The sequence below is a fragment of the Mesorhizobium sp. M0139 genome (assembly GCF_040322455.1).
Classification (GTDB): domain Bacteria; phylum Pseudomonadota; class Alphaproteobacteria; order Rhizobiales; family Rhizobiaceae; genus Mesorhizobium.
On record NZ_JAMYTN010000002.1, the window covers coordinates 462,633 to 476,702 of the forward strand.

Here is a 14,070-nt window from a genome sequence, read left to right on the forward strand (position 1 = left end):
CGCGGGCCTCTGCCCGGCCGTCGTCGGCCTCGTCCGAAGTGGCGATCGGGCGCCGGTAGCCGGCGACGATGTTTTCGGCGGCGGCAAGCCTGGCGCATGGCCGGCGCCACCAGCCCCGCCTCGTGGGACTTCGAACGGAAAGGCCACTTGCGGTGGCCTTTCTTGACTGAGATCAGCAGCTTAGAGCGAAGAGGTGATCTGCAGTTCGCTGGCGCCATCGAGCGCGTAGACGTCGTCGCGGAACTGCACGACGCCCGGACCCGTCGACCAAGCCGACACATAGAGGAAGTGGACCGGAACCGGGTTGACGACCTGCACCGGCGTGTTCTCGCCGGTCTTGATGGTCGCCTCGAAATGCTGGCGGTCCCAGCCGGGTGTGTCGCGCAGGACCCATGTGACGAGGTCGCGCACGTTCTGGACACGCACGCAGCCCGAGGAATCGAAGCGCATCATCTTGCCGAACAGGCTTTGCTGCGGCGTATCGTGCATGTAGACGCCGTCGGGGCTGGGGAAGTTGATCTTCACCGAGGCCATGGCGTTGCCGGAACCCGGATCCTGGCGGAAGCGGTATTTTGCGGCATCATCCGTCGACCAGTCGACAGTCATCGGATCGACTTCGCTGCCATCAGGCGCAAACAGCCGGATGTGGCTGTCCTTGAGATAGTCGGGGTTCTTCCGCATCAGCGGAATGATGTCCTTGCGCACGATCGAGACCGGCGCGTTCCAGTAAGGATTGACGATGATCTCGTTGATCTTGGAATTGACCACCGGGGTCTGGCGGTCGATCTTGCCGACGATTGCGGTGTGGCGCAGCACGACGCGATCGTTCTCGACCGCCTCGATCTGTGCCGCCGGGATATCGACCAGCACATAACGGCTGCCCAGCGTGCCGGCCTTTTCGCGCAGGCGCTCCAGGTTGGTCTGCAGCTGACCGAGGCGGATCTGCGCCGAAACGTTCATCGCCGCATAAGTGTATTTGCCCATGGCGCCGTCGGCCGGCAGGCCATGGCGCGCCTGGAAGCGCTTGACCGCGGCGTCGACATAGGAATCGAACGACGTCGAAATGCCGGCGCTCTGCGCCAGGTCGCCCGAAATCATCAGCCGCTTGCGCAGCGGCACCACGTCCGGATCGTCGACGCCAAGCTGCAGCTTCTTGGTCGCCGGCACCTCGCCCCAGCCGCCCTGGGCGACGATGTTCTGATACTGCGCCACCGCCTGTTCGGTGAAGGCGACCGTCTGCAGGCTGAAGATCGGCAGCGTCGAGGCGACCTTGCCGCCTTCCGAGGCGCGGGCGTCGAACTGGTCGTCCCAATTGCCGCGGGCCGAAGATTTCAGGATATCGTCGATGACATCCTGCGCGCTGGCGGCATTGGCAACCATGGCGACGGCGAGCGCGGAGGCTCCAGAAAGGAAAAAGCGGCGGCTGGTTCTCATGGACGTTCCAGACATTCTTGTCGTGTTTGGCTTGTAGCGTTTGGCTGTTGCAGCGTTCGGCTACGTGCTCGATGTTGGGCGATATCGCCCGCACTTTAAAGTTGGCACTGTTAACAATTAGCCAACATGACCTGCGTCACCTGGCCGTCAAAAGCGGACGGCGATGCGACCTTACAGGCGCGCGAACAGCTTTCGCCGCCGCATACCCACACCCCTCGCTTCCACCGCGAATATGGCGGCAACGTGGCTTTGCGCCGAATTGGAAGCGCAGGCGGCTCGAAAAAGAAAAGGCCGGTGCTTTTCGGCACCGGCCTGTTGGCTGAGACTTGCCTCCGGCCGCGCTTCTTCCGGCGCAGCTGCTATTCAATGGCCCGCTGATTACATCCTGTAGGCAATCGTGTCGTTCCAGAAGCGGTCGAGGCGCTGCAGCGCGCGGTTCATCTGCTTGAACTCTTCGCTGTTGATGCCGCCGACCTGTTCGATCGAGCCGACATGGCGCTCATAGAGACCGGCGACGACTTCCGCCACTTCATTGCCCTTCGGCGTCAGCGAAACGCGGACCGAACGGCGGTCGATGCGCGAGCGCTGGTGGTTGATGAAGCCGAGATCGACCAGCTTCTTCAGATTGTAGGAGACGTTCGAGCCGAGATAGTAGCCACGCGAGCGCAGCTCGCCGGCGGTCAGTTCGGAATTGCCGATATTGAACAGAAGCAGCGCCTGGATGGCATTGATGTCGGAACGGCCGTTGCGGTCGAACTCGTCCTTGATCACGTCAAGCAGACGGCGATGCAGACGCTCCACCAGCTGCAGCGATTCCATGTAAAGCGAACGGATAGCCTCGCGGCGATCGTCGGATACGTTGGCGGTCTTCGCCGCCGGACGCGAATTGATCATTGTCTTTGCCTCTCGTTTGTCGCCCTGGTGATTTTTTGTTTTTCACCTTGATTGCGACACTATCGAATACTCATAAAATTCGACTTAAACGCTAGGGCTAACAAGAGCTTACCGGTAATAGGTTTCGCAAGACGCTTAACGAACGGTCACCCGAGCAAGGATAATTAACCTAAAGATTTACCCAATGGCTGCGGGGCGGCGTTTCAGGCGCGCGCGGGGCGCTTGCGCATCCAGATAACGGCGCGGAAGGCGATGTAGAGCAGCGCCACCGCGGCATGCGAGAAGACGATCAGCGGCCGGTGGCCGTACAGATCGGGGAAGCCGGCATACATGATGGTCTCGGTCACCGCGCAGATGAACCAGATCACCGGGCCCCACGACGCCAGCATCCAGAGGCCGGCGGCGGCGAAGGGGAAGAACACGGCCAGCATCACCGCCACGACCTGCCAGTGCACCGGCATCAGGTCGAAGCGCCACAGCGGGCCGGGATAAAAGCCGATCAGCCGGATCCAGTACAGGATGCCGAACAGCAGGCAATAGCCCGCTATGACGCGCTGGAACCAGGCGAAGATGATCTCGACACCCGAGGGCTGCAGCACGATGCGCCGCGACGTGACCTCGCTCACAGTTCGAGCTCCCGTTCGAGCGGCGCGAAATAGGCGTCCACCGAAGCAGCGTCGACCTCGGCCAGGCTTGCCGGCCGCCACTGCGGCGTCGAACCCTTGTCGACGAGGACGGCGCGGATGCCTTCATAGAAGTCGTGCCCGGCCAGCATGCGGTTGAGGATGCGGAACTCCATCTTCATGCAGGCTTCCATCGACAGCGTCAGCCCGGCGCTGATCTGGCGCCACGCGACATTGAGGCTGGTCGGCGAGCGGGTGCGGATGGTGGCCAGCGTCTTGGCGGCAAACTCGTCGGCGCCTGCCGCCCGCTCCAGGCTATCGAGGATTTCGGCGAGCGAGGGTTGGGAAAAATGCCGGGCAATGGCTTCCAGCACCGGCTGGCCGGTCTCCCGCCTGGCCGGCACGAAAAAGCCGCGCAGCACCGATTCCGGATCGCCATTGGCGCAGAGCCGATCGAGAAAGGCAGCCTGGTCGGCGGCCTTGATGGTGTGGGTGGCCAGGCCAGACCACAGCGCATCGCCATAGCGAATGCGGTTGCCGGTCAGCGCCAGATACATGCCGAAGCTGCCGCCAAGGTCGGGCAGAAGATGGCTGCCGCCGACATCGGGGAAGAAACCGATGCCGACTTCGGGCATGGCGAACTGGGCGTTCTCGGTCAGCACACGCTGCGAACCGTGGAAAGAGATGCCGACGCCGCCGCCCATAACGATCCCGTCGATCAGCGCGACATAGGGCTTTTTGTAACTGTTGATGCGGGCGTTGAGCCGGTATTCGTCGGCGAAGAACTCGACCGGCGGCTTTCCGGCGCGGGCCTCGTAGACGTGCATGATGTCGCCGCCGGCGCAAAACGCCCTGCCCTCGGCCTTGACGATGACGACATCGACGCCGGTATCGCGCTCAAAAGCGTCGAGCGCCTTGTCCAGCGCCTTGATCATGCGATGTGTCAGCGCATTGAGCGCCTGCGGCCGCGTCAGCGTGACGACGCCCGCCTTGCCCAACCGTTCGAAGCGGATCTCGTCGCCGCCGCCAAAAACCATCGTCAGAGAATCCCTCCCCGCGCCTGCGGGACTGAAGTGCTAAAGGTGGCGCATGGGTGCGTCAACCGGCGGGCGCGGTTTGGATTTTCGCAAGGGAACGCGACCGTGCTTTGCCCCCGACAGAAATGCGCGCAAAATTGCCGGGCAAAACAGCCTTTCTTCTGATGCAGGGACAAACGCATGACGCTTGAAACCGCAGCGCCGAGCCATGGCTGGGAGATGCCGAAAAAGTTCGACCCGGATGATGTTCTCAGCCGCCCGCTGATGGCCAATCTGGCGACCGTGACGCCTGACGGCGCGCCGCGCAACGCGCCGATGTGGTTCATCTGGGAGGACGCTGCGATCTGGCTGCTCGGCTCGACCGGGGCAAGTGCTGTCAAACACCTCGAACGTGACCCGCTGCGCCGTGGAGATCGTCCATTTCGACAATGAGGCCGGCATCCTGCTGCATCTCGGCCTGCGCGGCGTCGCCACCATCGAAGCGATGGCGCCGAACCGCTTCAAACGGCTGCTGCACAAATATCTCGGCCCGGAGGCGACCTGGAACCGCTGGTTCATCGACAATGTGGCCGACATCGACCATCCGGACGGGCGCCTGATCCGGCTCGCCCCGGAGAGCATCTTCACCAACAATGTGTCGTTCTTCAAAACCGGCCCCGAGCTGGCGTGGCCGCCGAAGCCGTAAGCAGCGCGTTATCGACTGGCACAATCGTGTCGCATTGGTCAGAGGCAAGGCCTCGTGGTAAAAGCCGCCTCGACCCGGAGTTTTTGCGATGAACAAATTCACCCCCGCGACGAGCAACAAATTCGCACCGGCAAAGCCCGCCGGTGCGCGCAGCGTCGACGAGATCACCGGCAGCCGCCGCTTGCGGCGCATGCGCAAGGCCGACTGGTCGCGCCGCCTGGTGCAGGAAAACCGGCTTACCGTGGACGATCTGATCTGGCCGATCTTCGTGATCGACGGCAAGAACACGCGCGAGCCGATCGCCGCCATGCCCGGCGTCTTCCGCCTGTCGCTGGACCTCGCCGTCAAGGAGGCCGAGCGGGCCGCTAAGCTCGGCATTCCGGCGATCGCCACCTTCCCCAATGTTGAACTCAGCCTGCGCGACCAGACGGGATCGCACATCCTCGACCCGGAAAACATCATCAACCGCGCCACCCGCGCCATCAAGGACGCGGTGCCGGAGATCGGCATCATCACCGATGCGGCGCTCGACCCGTTCACCTCGCACGGCCATGACGGCATCTTGCGCGACGGCATCATCGTCAATGACGAGACAGTGGAACAGGTGACCGCCGCGGCCGTCATCCAGGCAGCGGCCGGCGCCGACATCATCGCGCCGTCCGACATGATGGACGGCCGCATCGGCGCCATCCGCGACGCACTCGACGCCAATGGTTTTCAGGATGTGGCGATCATGTCCTATGCGACGAAATTCGCCTCCGCCTTCTACGGCCCCTACCGCGAGGCGGTCGGCACCGCCGGCCTGCTCAAGGGCGACAAGAAGACCTACTATCTCGACCACGCCAATTCCGACGAAGCGGTGCGCGAGGCCGAGCAGGATATCGCCGAGGGCGCCGACATGCTGATGGTCAAGCCCGGCCTGCCCTATCTCGACATCATCCGCCGGCTGAAGGACGAGTTCCAGATGCCGACCTTCGCCTACCAGGTGTCAGGCGAATATTCGATGATCAAGGCGGCGGCCGCCAATGGCTGGATCGACGGCGAAAAGGCGATGCTGGAATCGCTGCTCGCCTTCAAGCGCGCCGGCTGTGACGGCATCCTGACTTACTTCGCGCCGGAAGTGGCGCAACTGCTGAAGGGTTAGCCGGAACCTGGATGCTCCGGGTTCCGGCTTTTCCTCACGCCTTTGGCAAATAAGGAATCGTTCCGGCGAGATCGGTATCGTCGATCAGTTGGAAGCGGCTGTCGCTGCCCTTCTGACGCTCCGCCACAAACGGAGCGTATTGCGGATCGTTGGTGAAGGCTTCGGCTGCCTTTGCCGACGGAAACGCCATGATGGCGATCAGGCTGGTGTCGAGCGGCTTGCCCTCCAGCGTCTTCACATTGCCGCTGCGGGCGAGATACTTGCCGCCATGCTTGTGGACGAGGTCATGCACCGAAGCGGCATAGGCCGGCACCCATTTGTCGTCCTTCACCTTGATGTCTGCGATCACGTAAGCGGTCATTGTCCAACTCCTCATGGATCGGCACCGGACTGCCCGGTGACGTGACCGCTGCCTCGCATGGCGGCGCCGGACCGCTCCAGTCACAGAACTGTACCGGGGGTGCCAGTACAGCTTCTGTACTGGCTGAACTCAGGTTTTCTGAATAAGGTCCGGCAACATCTTTTGGAGCTCACCACATGACACAAGCCGGTTACAAGCAATTCTGCCCGCTCTCCATGGCCGCCGAGCTGCTCTGCACACGCTGGACCATGGTGCTGCTGCGCGAACTGGTGGCGGGGTCGACCCGCTTCAACGATTTGCGCCGCGGCGTGCCGAAAATGTCGCCAACCCTTCTGTCGCAACGGCTCAAGGACCTCGAGGCCGGCGGCATCGTCGAGCGGACCGAGATCGCGACCGAGAAGGGCGTGTTCGAATACCGGCTGACCGAGGCGGGCCGGGATTTGCGCCCGGTTGTCGAGGCGATGGGGTTTTGGGGCCAGAAATGGGTCGAGGCCAGGCTGTCGCTCAAAAACCTCGATCCGTCGCTGCTGATGTGGGACATGCGGCGCAATCTGAACCCCAGTCCGCTGCCGGACGGGCGCACCGTGATACAATTCCTGTACCATGACCTGCCGGCGTCAAAACGATCGTGGTGGCTGATCGTCGAAAAGCAGGGCGAGGTCGATCTTTGCTGGTACGATCCGGGCTTCGACGTCGATCTCTACGTCTCGACCGATCTGTGCACCATGACCTCGATCTGGATGGGGCTGACGACAGTTCACAAGGAACGCGACAAGATCAGCCTGACCGGCGATCTCGACGTCGCCGGCAAGATGCAGATCTGGCTTGGGCTCAGCCCGTTTGCGGTGATGCCGAAGCGCGTGGCGGCTTGAGGTCCCTGCGCATTCCACAGATCGGCTTGCCTCTAAAATACTAGTTGCAAAATGCAATCAGTTTGAATACTGATTGCAAATCACAACTGGTCACCGAAAGGGAGTCTCCATGTCCAAACTTCGCGTCAATGCCTTCACCTTGTCGCTCGACGGTTTCGGCGCCGGTCCTGACCAGGACCTGCAAAATCCGCTCGGCGTTGGTGGCGAATATCTGCACAAATGGATGACCGGCACCCGCACCTTCCATGAGATGGTCGGCAAGGATGGCGGCACCACCGATGTGGACGACCGGTTCACTGTCCGCAGCTTCGACAATGTCGGGGCCTGGATCCTCGGCCGCAACATGTTCGGCCCGATCCGTGGCGAATGGCCAGACGAGAGCTGGAAAGGCTGGTGGGGCGACAACCCGCCCTATCACGTGCCGACCTTCGTGCTGACCCACTACAAGCGCGACCCCATTGTGATGGAAGGCGGCACCGTTTTCCACTTCGTTGCCGGCGGCATCCACGCCGCGCTCGAACAAGCAAAGGCCGCGGCCGGCGGCAAGGATGTCCGCGTCGGCGGCGGCGTTTCCACCATCCGGCAATATCTGCAAGAGAAGCTCATCGACGAGTTGCATCTGGCGGTGTCGCCGGTGTTGCTCGGGAGGGGCGAGAGCCTGTTTGCCGGGCTGGATATGCTGAAGCTGGGTTACCAGTGCACCGAGCAGGTGGCGACAGCGCTCGCCACGCATGTGACGATCAAGCGGGTGTAAGCCTCATTTGGGAAAATTGCGATCCGTCGCGCCCCCTCTGTCCTTCCGGACATCTCCCCCACGCCGGGGGAGATCGGATGTCGCGCCGGCTTTCGCCACTCATCAACGTAGCAAGAAGGGCGCCATCGGCGAAGCTGCCAATCTCCCCCCTTGTGGGGGAGATGTCCGGCAGGACAGAGGGGGGCGCGAAAGAATGCCGTCCTCTCGTGTCTTCAATTGCGAAGACGCTCAATACTTCTCCGGCACGTAAAGCTCGCGCGGCAGGACCTGGCGCTCGTACTCCGGGTTGAACACCCGCTCGGGCAGCGTGATTTCTTCGTGCGGCACGTCCTCATAGGGCAGCTGTTTGAGGAGATGGTCGATGCAGTTCAGCCGCGCCCGCTTCTTGTCGTTGCCTTCGACGATGTACCACGGTGCCTCTGGGATGTTGGTGCGGGCAAACGTCTCTTCCTTGGCCTTGGTGTACTGCTCCCAGCGCACGCGCGACTGCAGGTCCATCGGCGACAGCTTCCACTGCTTCATCGGGTCGTGGATGCGCATCATGAAGCGCATCTGCTGTTCCTCGTCGGTGATCGAGAACCAGTATTTGACCAGCGTGACGCCGGAGCGGACCAGCATGCGCTCGAACTCCGGCACGTCGCGGAAGAACTCTTCGACCTGATCGGGTTCGGCAAAGCCCATCACCCGCTCGACGCCGGAGCGGTTGTACCAGGAGCGGTCGAACAGCACGATCTCGCCGCCGGCCGGCAGATGCGGCACGTAGCGCTGGAAATACCACTGCGATTTTTCGCGCTCGGTCGGCGCCGGCAGCGCCACGACGCGGCAGATGCGCGGGTTGAGGCGCTGGGTGATGCGCTTGATGACGCCGCCCTTGCCGGCGGAATCGCGTCCTTCGAAAACCACCACCAGCTTCTTCTTGTGGTAGGCGACCCAGGACTGCAGCTTGATTAGTTCCGACTGCAAGCCGATCAGGTCGCGGAAATACTGCATGCGGTCGATCGACGGCGGATGCGCGTTCTTGTAGATCTTGGAGATCTCCAGCGACAGCGCCGGCTCCGACATTTCAAGCTCATAGTCCTCGTCGAGCATGTCGGCGAGTTCGGCTTCCAGCCAATCCCTGGCCGGAGAATTCTGCTTCAACTCGGTCATTTCCACTGCTCCGCTTGCCGGCTGACATGAAACCCTGAGCCGACTTGATATAGGCCGGCAATGACGGTTTTATTGCAACCCGCCAGCCAGCCGATCATCGCTGCAAATCGGCGAGGCATGGCTGATCCATCGCCGTGGCATGGCGACAAGCCGCTCAAATTGTCCTACAAATGGCCGACCCGTTCGGGCTGCCCGCCCTTCTCCAGTAAATCCCCACCCACCAAAATTGCGAGGACCGACATGGAATACCGCACGCTTGGCCGTTCCGGCTTGAAAGTTTCGACGCTGACCTTGGGAACCATGACCTTCGGCGGCAGCGGGCCGTTCGCTGCCGTCGGCAATTCCGATCTCGCGGAGGCCTCGCGCATCATCGACACTTGCATCGATGCCGGCATCAATCTCATCGACACCGCCAATGTCTATTCGAACGGATTGTCGGAAGAGATCATCGGCGAGGCGCTCGGCGGCAAGCGCAAGAACGACGTGCTGATCGCCTCCAAGGCGCGCATGCGGATCGGCAAGGGCCCCAATGACGAGGGCCTGTCGCGCCATCATCTGATCCGCGAATGCGAGAAGAGCCTGAAGCGCCTCAGGACAGATGTCATCGACATCTATTTCCTGCACGAATGGGATGGCGCGACGCCGCTCGAGGAAACCATCGCCGCGCTCGACACGCTGGTTGCCCAGGGCAAGATCCGCTATGTCGGCTGCTCCAACTATTCCGGCTGGCAGGTCATGAAGGCGCTCGGCATCAGCGACAGCCAGCACCAGCCGCGCTTCGTCACCCAGCAGATCCACTACACGCTGGAAGCACGCGAGGCCGAGTATGAGCTCTTGCCGATCTCGGTCGACCAGGGCCTTGGCGTGCTGGTGTGGAGCCCGCTCGCCGGCGGCCTGATGTCGGGAAAATACCGCCGCGACAGTCCGACGGCGCGCCAGATCGGCGGCTGGTCGGAACCACCGATCCGCGACGAGGACCGGCTGTGGCGGATCGTCGACGTGCTGGTCGACATCGGCGCCACTCGCGGCGTCTCGGCGGCCCAGGTGGCGCTGGCCTGGCTGCTTGGCCGGCCGGCCGTCAGTTCGCTGGTGATTGGCGCACGCAACGAGGCCCAGTTGAAAGACAATCTCGCCGCGGCAAGCCTGACGCTGTCCTTTGATGAACGCCAGCGCCTCGATGCCGTCAGCCGGCCGCCGGTGCTCTATCCCTACTGGCACCAGCAGTTTACGGCGAAGGACCGCTTCGGCCCGGCCGATCTGGTTATGGACCGCAGCGTTATCTGACTTAAGGGCGCCGGAAGCGGCTAGCCCGCGATAAACCGCCAGACCTGCGGATCGGGCTCGATCTGGCCGCTGAGCACGAAATATTTGTAGAGCACGAGCAGGCAGATCGCCTGCTCGGCCCGCTCGTCGGCGAATTTGCGGCAATAGGCGTTGGCCGCCGCAACGATGCGCTGGGCCTCGGCCGGATGCTGCTCGAGATGATGCACCCGCTCGGCCAGATCGCTGAAGTCGGGCGCCAGCGGCACATAATGGACATCGGGCTCGAGTTGCCCCTCGGCGAACCAGGTCTCGTAAGTCGGCGGCGGCATCAGGCAGAGCGAGTTCGAGCTCATGATCCATTTCAGATTGGTCGCGACATCATTGCCTTCGAGCGAGATGATGTAGCGATAGCGGCGCTGCTGATCGATGCTGAGATAGGGCTTGCGGTATTCCGCAAGTGCTGTCGCCCTCGGCGTGCCGACATCGCAGAACGGCAGATTGCGGGCTGCATCCAGCAACAAGGTGCGGATCGGATTGTTGAGTTCGCCGCGCCAAACGACGAGCGGATGCTTGTCGGCGAAGGCGACATCGTCGGCCGGCATGTAGAAATGACGGAACTTGTTCAGCTTGAACAGGACGCCGTTGCCGTTGTCGCCCGCTATCGGCCGGTCCTTGACGATCGACGGCATCTTCGGCACTTCGATGACGTCGCCGAATTCCAGGTCGATGCGCAGATCTGGGTCGAAATAACGGGTGAACTCCTTCAGATCGTAATAGTACATGCTGCGGTCCGACGGCAGCCGGCTGACCGGCACGGCCTCGGGGCTGGGGCTAAAAGGCTCCCGCAGCGTGTTGTAGTAATTGAGCCGCTGGCGGACCGATGCGTCGGAAAGCCTGGCCTGATCGAGCAGCCGGCCGAGCCGGCGCCGGAAAAGAACCGGCGGCGCGATGTCGCGCATGGCGTTGCGCGCATAGTAGATCAGCTTCTGTGCGTTTCTTTGAAGCGTGGCCATCGGTCGTTTTGATTCGAAATCGGTCGGCGGCGGCTCCAGCAACTGTCCCGCAGCCTTTTCTAAACCATTGTGTTCGCCATCACGCAAGTCCAGAACCGCTGGCATCTGCCCTCGCGGCGCTGTTGTGTTTGCCGGCCAATGCTTCTAGGCAGGATCAGGCACAGCGAAAGGAAACGATATGGCTCGACCACCGAATTACGGTCAGGAACGCAAAGAGCGCGACCGGCAGAAGGCCGCCAAGAAGGCGGAGAAGCTCGCCGCCAAGGTCGCGGCCAAGGAGCGCGCCGAGCCTGAGAACGAGGCAAGTTCCAAAACCGACACCGAGACAGAAAAATAGGCAAGACAGGATCACCGGCCCGCGAAACGGGCCGGATCCTGGCAAAATGCCGGTGTGATCAGGCCGATGTGATCAGGCCGGGGCCTTGTCGCTGACGAAGACGTTGACCTCGCGCGCGGCGGCGATGAAGGCGCGTCTTGCAATCATCGCCGGCTTGTCGCCGGCCAGCGCGTCATGGCAGGCCTGCAGCGCTTCGCGGTGCTTGGGGCTGCGCTTGCCGGGCCAGCTGTTGAGCAGGTAATCGGAAGCCTCGCGCACCGTACGCAAGAGCTGAGTGCTTCCCTCCGTGCCCGACTTAACGGTCACGGGTGTTTCAAATCGGTTGTTTTCCATGGCCGCCTCTTACGCCATCGGCGTCCGCGAAGCGAGGCCGAAAGCGGATGGCGTCGGCGTTCTTTCGTTTTCGTGACCGGTATCAAGCGGCGACGACGGCAAAACCCCTGGCGCGCAGGCCGCGCCGGTCATTGTGCAACGACGTCACCAGGCGGGCGCGGCTGCCGGCGATATGGGCGGAAAGTCGCGCCGCCGCCGCATCGGCATCGCCGGCCCGCACCGCTGCCAGAATGGCGTGATGCTCGCTCCAGGCGCGGCCAAGCGCCGCCTCGTCGCGCACCTCCAGCCAGCGCGCCCGCGACAGGCGCGTCATGGCATCGCGCACGGCCCGAAACAGGAACTCGTTGCCGGAGAGCCGCGCCAGTTCGATATGGAAATCCATGCCGACGCGGTGCCATTCCTCGCGCGGCGTGGCAGTGTCGCAGGAGTCCAGCATCGCCTCGATGACATCGGCTGCGCTCCTGTCGGCCAGCGCCGAAGTCAGCCTGACCGCCGCGACCTCGACCGCTTCGCGGTACACAGCGATCTGTTCCAATTCGGCAAGGTTGATCGGCGACACGGTCCAACCGCGCCCGTCGCGGCAGATCAGCCCTTCCGTCTCCAGCCGCAGCAGGGCTGCCCTGACCGGCGTGCGCGAGGCGCCGAAGCGGCTCTCGATCCAGCGCTCCGTCAGCCGCTCGCCAGGACCGATCTCGAGGCCAAGGATCATCTCGCGAAGCGCTTTTTCGACGATCTGCATCTGCGACATAGTTGCTTCCATTGCTGGCGATCGGCCGTTGGTCTTGCCGATCACTTTGAGAGCGCCTGATTGACAGCAGCCGGGCTTTGCGTCCATGAGGTACCAAGTTGGTATCCCAAAATGGTATCCGCAGCAAGCGGACAGGACAGGACATGCCGCAGGACAGTGCAGCGCAGGCCGCCGAAGCGCCTTCCACCTACAACATTCATTGGCGGCGCAACCTGTTCGTGTGCTTTGCCGGATCATTCAGCACGCTTGTGGCGATGACGTTGCTGCTGCCGTTCCTGCCGCTCTATGTCGAACAGCTGGGCGCCGTGGGCCACGCGGCGATCGTGCAATGGTCCGGCATTGCTTTCGGCGCCACCTTCCTTGCCGCCGCCCTTGTCGCGCCACTGTGGGGACGGCTGGGTGACCGTTATGGCCGCAAGGTGATGCTGGTGCGCGCCAGTTTCGGCATGGCGATCTGCATGTCGCTGACCGGCATGGTGCAGACCGTCTGGCAATTGGTGCTTTTGCGCCTGTTGATCGGCTTTGCCGGCGGTTATTCCTCAGGCTCGACGATCCTTGTCGCCATGCAGACGCCGAAGGAGCGCTCCGGCTGGGCGCTTGGCGTGCTGTCGGCCGGCATCACCGCAGGCTCCCTGGTCGGCCCGTTGCTTGGCGGCGCGCTGCCGCCATTGATCGGTATTCGCGCCACCTTCCTCATCGCGGGCGGCGTCATTTTCCTGGCGGCGCTGGCGACGACGTTCCTGATCAAGGAGATGCCTCGCCCGCCAATGCAGGCACAACCCAAGGAGAAACCAAAGGGCGGTTGGGCGCAGATCCCCGACAAACGCCCTGTCGTGGCGATGCTGGCAACCGGCATGCTGTTCACCTTCGCCAACATGTCGATCGAGCCGATCATCACCGTCTACGTCCAGCAACTGGTCGCGGACGCAAGCCGGGTGACGCTGGTCTCCGGTGTCGTCATGTCGGCGGCGGCGCTGGGCGCCATCCTGTCGGCGTCACGGCTGGGTAAGCTCGCCGACCGCATCGGCCACTGGAACGTCATCGTCGCATCGCTGGCCGTCTCGGCGCTGCTGTTGATACCGCAGGCCTTCGTCACCGAGAGCTGGCAGTTGGTCGGGCTGCGGTTCCTTATGGGTCTGGTGCTGGGCGGGCTGTTGCCCTGCATCACCAGCGTCATCCGCCACAATGTTCCCGATGGGGTCGGCGGCAATGTGCTGGGCCTGGCAATCTCGGCGCAATATGTCGGCCAGGTCGCGGGGCCGCTGCTGGGCGGCTTCGTCGGCGGCCATTTCGGCATGCGCGCGGTGTTTCTCGGCACGTCGGTGCTGATGGCGGGCGGTGCCGCGTATAATTGGCTGGCCCAGGCGCGCCGCACGCGCGACATGCTGGCGATATCGGAAAAATCCTGACAGACAGGTCGCGC

General features: G+C 62.9%; 18 protein-coding genes. 9 read left to right on the forward strand and 9 right to left on the reverse strand.

From position 1 onward, the window contains the following. Window positions 1-180: 180 nt before the first annotated feature. Window positions 181-1,434, reverse strand: coding sequence for a L,D-transpeptidase family protein (locus NKJ58_RS04865; RefSeq protein WP_023711542.1), 1,254 nt, complete (start codon window positions 1,432-1,434; stop codon window positions 181-183). A gap of 126 nt (window positions 1,435-1,560) precedes the next feature. On the opposite strand from NKJ58_RS04865, the gene NKJ58_RS04870 reads away from it, so the two are divergent. After that, window positions 1,561-1,812 carry a hypothetical protein gene (locus NKJ58_RS04870; RefSeq protein WP_023711543.1) on the forward strand — a complete coding sequence of 84 codons (252 nt, stop codon included), beginning with the start codon at window positions 1,561-1,563 and terminating at the stop codon, window positions 1,810-1,812. On the opposite strand, the gene ldtR is transcribed toward NKJ58_RS04870, so the two are convergent. The 3 genes from ldtR to NKJ58_RS04885 all read right to left on the reverse strand — a co-directional run bounded on the left by ldtR (window position 1,813) and on the right by NKJ58_RS04885 (window position 3,988). Continuing rightward, window positions 1,813-2,328 (reverse strand): transcriptional regulator LdtR, encoded by a 516-nt coding sequence (gene ldtR / locus NKJ58_RS04875; protein ID WP_023672997.1) that lies wholly within the window; start codon window positions 2,326-2,328, stop codon window positions 1,813-1,815. Window positions 2,329-2,531: 203 nt separating this feature from the next. Beyond that, the gene (locus tag NKJ58_RS04880) at window positions 2,532-2,954 is read right to left on the reverse strand and encodes a DUF6163 family protein (protein ID WP_023736468.1); all 423 of its coding nucleotides are present in this window, start codon (window positions 2,952-2,954) and stop codon (window positions 2,532-2,534) included. After that, on the reverse strand, window positions 2,951-3,988 hold the full coding sequence (locus NKJ58_RS04885) for an enoyl-CoA hydratase/isomerase family protein (RefSeq protein ID WP_352852844.1): 1,038 nt from the start codon (window positions 3,986-3,988) through the stop codon (window positions 2,951-2,953). The genes NKJ58_RS04880 and NKJ58_RS04885 overlap by 4 nt, the downstream gene beginning before the upstream one ends. Window positions 3,989-4,168: 180 nt before the next feature. Here NKJ58_RS04885 and NKJ58_RS04890 point away from each other — a divergent pair, with 180 nt between their 5' ends. The 3 genes from NKJ58_RS04890 (at window position 4,169) to hemB (ending at window position 5,817) form a co-directional block, all read left to right on the forward strand. After that, on the forward strand, window positions 4,169-4,420 hold the full coding sequence (locus NKJ58_RS04890) for a pyridoxamine 5'-phosphate oxidase family protein (RefSeq protein WP_245260289.1): 252 nt from the start codon (window positions 4,169-4,171) through the stop codon (window positions 4,418-4,420). Beyond that, complete coding sequence (locus NKJ58_RS04895) at window positions 4,380-4,673, forward strand: hypothetical protein (protein ID WP_245260449.1); 294 nt, start codon at window positions 4,380-4,382, stop codon at window positions 4,671-4,673. Before NKJ58_RS04890 ends, NKJ58_RS04895 begins: the two co-directional genes overlap by 41 nt. An 88-nt stretch (window positions 4,674-4,761) precedes the next feature. Continuing rightward, entirely contained in the window at window positions 4,762-5,817 is a 1,056-nt protein-coding gene (gene hemB, locus NKJ58_RS04900; RefSeq protein ID WP_352852845.1) for a porphobilinogen synthase, read from the forward strand. A 34-nt stretch (window positions 5,818-5,851) separates the two neighbouring features. On the opposite strand, the gene NKJ58_RS04905 is transcribed toward hemB, so the two are convergent. Continuing rightward, a complete protein-coding gene (locus tag NKJ58_RS04905; protein ID WP_023693250.1) occupies window positions 5,852-6,178 on the reverse strand; it encodes a DUF1330 domain-containing protein in 327 nt (108 codons plus the stop codon). A 176-nt stretch (window positions 6,179-6,354) separates the two neighbouring features. On the opposite strand from NKJ58_RS04905, the gene NKJ58_RS04910 reads away from it, so the two are divergent. Both NKJ58_RS04910 and NKJ58_RS04915 read left to right on the forward strand, forming a co-directional pair. Further along, window positions 6,355-7,050: a winged helix-turn-helix transcriptional regulator gene (locus NKJ58_RS04910; protein ID WP_023682403.1), complete on the forward strand. Its 696-nt coding sequence runs from the start codon at window positions 6,355-6,357 to the stop codon at window positions 7,048-7,050. A gap of 109 nt (window positions 7,051-7,159) precedes the next feature. Beyond that, window positions 7,160-7,804, forward strand: coding sequence for a dihydrofolate reductase family protein (locus NKJ58_RS04915; protein ID WP_023697456.1), 645 nt, complete (start codon window positions 7,160-7,162; stop codon window positions 7,802-7,804). 228 nt (window positions 7,805-8,032) lie between these two features. Here NKJ58_RS04915 and ppk2 read toward each other — a convergent pair whose 3' ends face one another. Then, window positions 8,033-8,953, reverse strand: a complete 921-nt coding sequence (ppk2, locus tag NKJ58_RS04920) for a polyphosphate kinase 2 (RefSeq protein ID WP_023682405.1) — start codon at window positions 8,951-8,953, stop codon at window positions 8,033-8,035. A gap of 240 nt (window positions 8,954-9,193) precedes the next feature. On the opposite strand from ppk2, the gene NKJ58_RS04925 reads away from it, so the two are divergent. After that, window positions 9,194-10,237 carry an aldo/keto reductase gene (locus tag NKJ58_RS04925; protein WP_023715391.1) on the forward strand — a complete coding sequence of 348 codons (1,044 nt, stop codon included), beginning with the start codon at window positions 9,194-9,196 and terminating at the stop codon, window positions 10,235-10,237. A 20-nt stretch (window positions 10,238-10,257) separates the two neighbouring features. On the opposite strand, the gene NKJ58_RS04930 is transcribed toward NKJ58_RS04925, so the two are convergent. Next, window positions 10,258-11,229, reverse strand: coding sequence for a glycosyl transferase family 90 (locus tag NKJ58_RS04930; protein WP_023682407.1), 972 nt, complete (start codon window positions 11,227-11,229; stop codon window positions 10,258-10,260). A gap of 178 nt (window positions 11,230-11,407) precedes the next feature. Here NKJ58_RS04930 and NKJ58_RS04935 point away from each other — a divergent pair, with 178 nt between their 5' ends. Further along, window positions 11,408-11,566 (forward strand): hypothetical protein, encoded by a 159-nt coding sequence (locus tag NKJ58_RS04935; RefSeq protein WP_023673009.1) that lies wholly within the window; start codon window positions 11,408-11,410, stop codon window positions 11,564-11,566. A 72-nt stretch (window positions 11,567-11,638) separates the two neighbouring features. Here the strand turns inward: NKJ58_RS04935 and NKJ58_RS04940 are convergent, their stop codons facing one another. Both NKJ58_RS04940 and NKJ58_RS04945 read right to left on the reverse strand, forming a co-directional pair. Then, the gene (locus NKJ58_RS04940; protein ID WP_245259900.1) at window positions 11,639-11,872 is read right to left on the reverse strand and encodes a DUF982 domain-containing protein; all 234 of its coding nucleotides are present in this window, start codon (window positions 11,870-11,872) and stop codon (window positions 11,639-11,641) included. Between the two features lie 109 nt (window positions 11,873-11,981). Beyond that, entirely contained in the window at window positions 11,982-12,647 is a 666-nt protein-coding gene (locus NKJ58_RS04945) for a GntR family transcriptional regulator (RefSeq protein WP_023727510.1), read from the reverse strand. Between the two features lie 143 nt (window positions 12,648-12,790). On the opposite strand from NKJ58_RS04945, the gene NKJ58_RS04950 reads away from it, so the two are divergent. After that, window positions 12,791-14,056, forward strand: coding sequence for a multidrug efflux MFS transporter (locus NKJ58_RS04950; RefSeq protein ID WP_352852846.1), 1,266 nt, complete (start codon window positions 12,791-12,793; stop codon window positions 14,054-14,056). The last annotated feature ends 14 nt before the right edge of the window (window positions 14,057-14,070 follow it).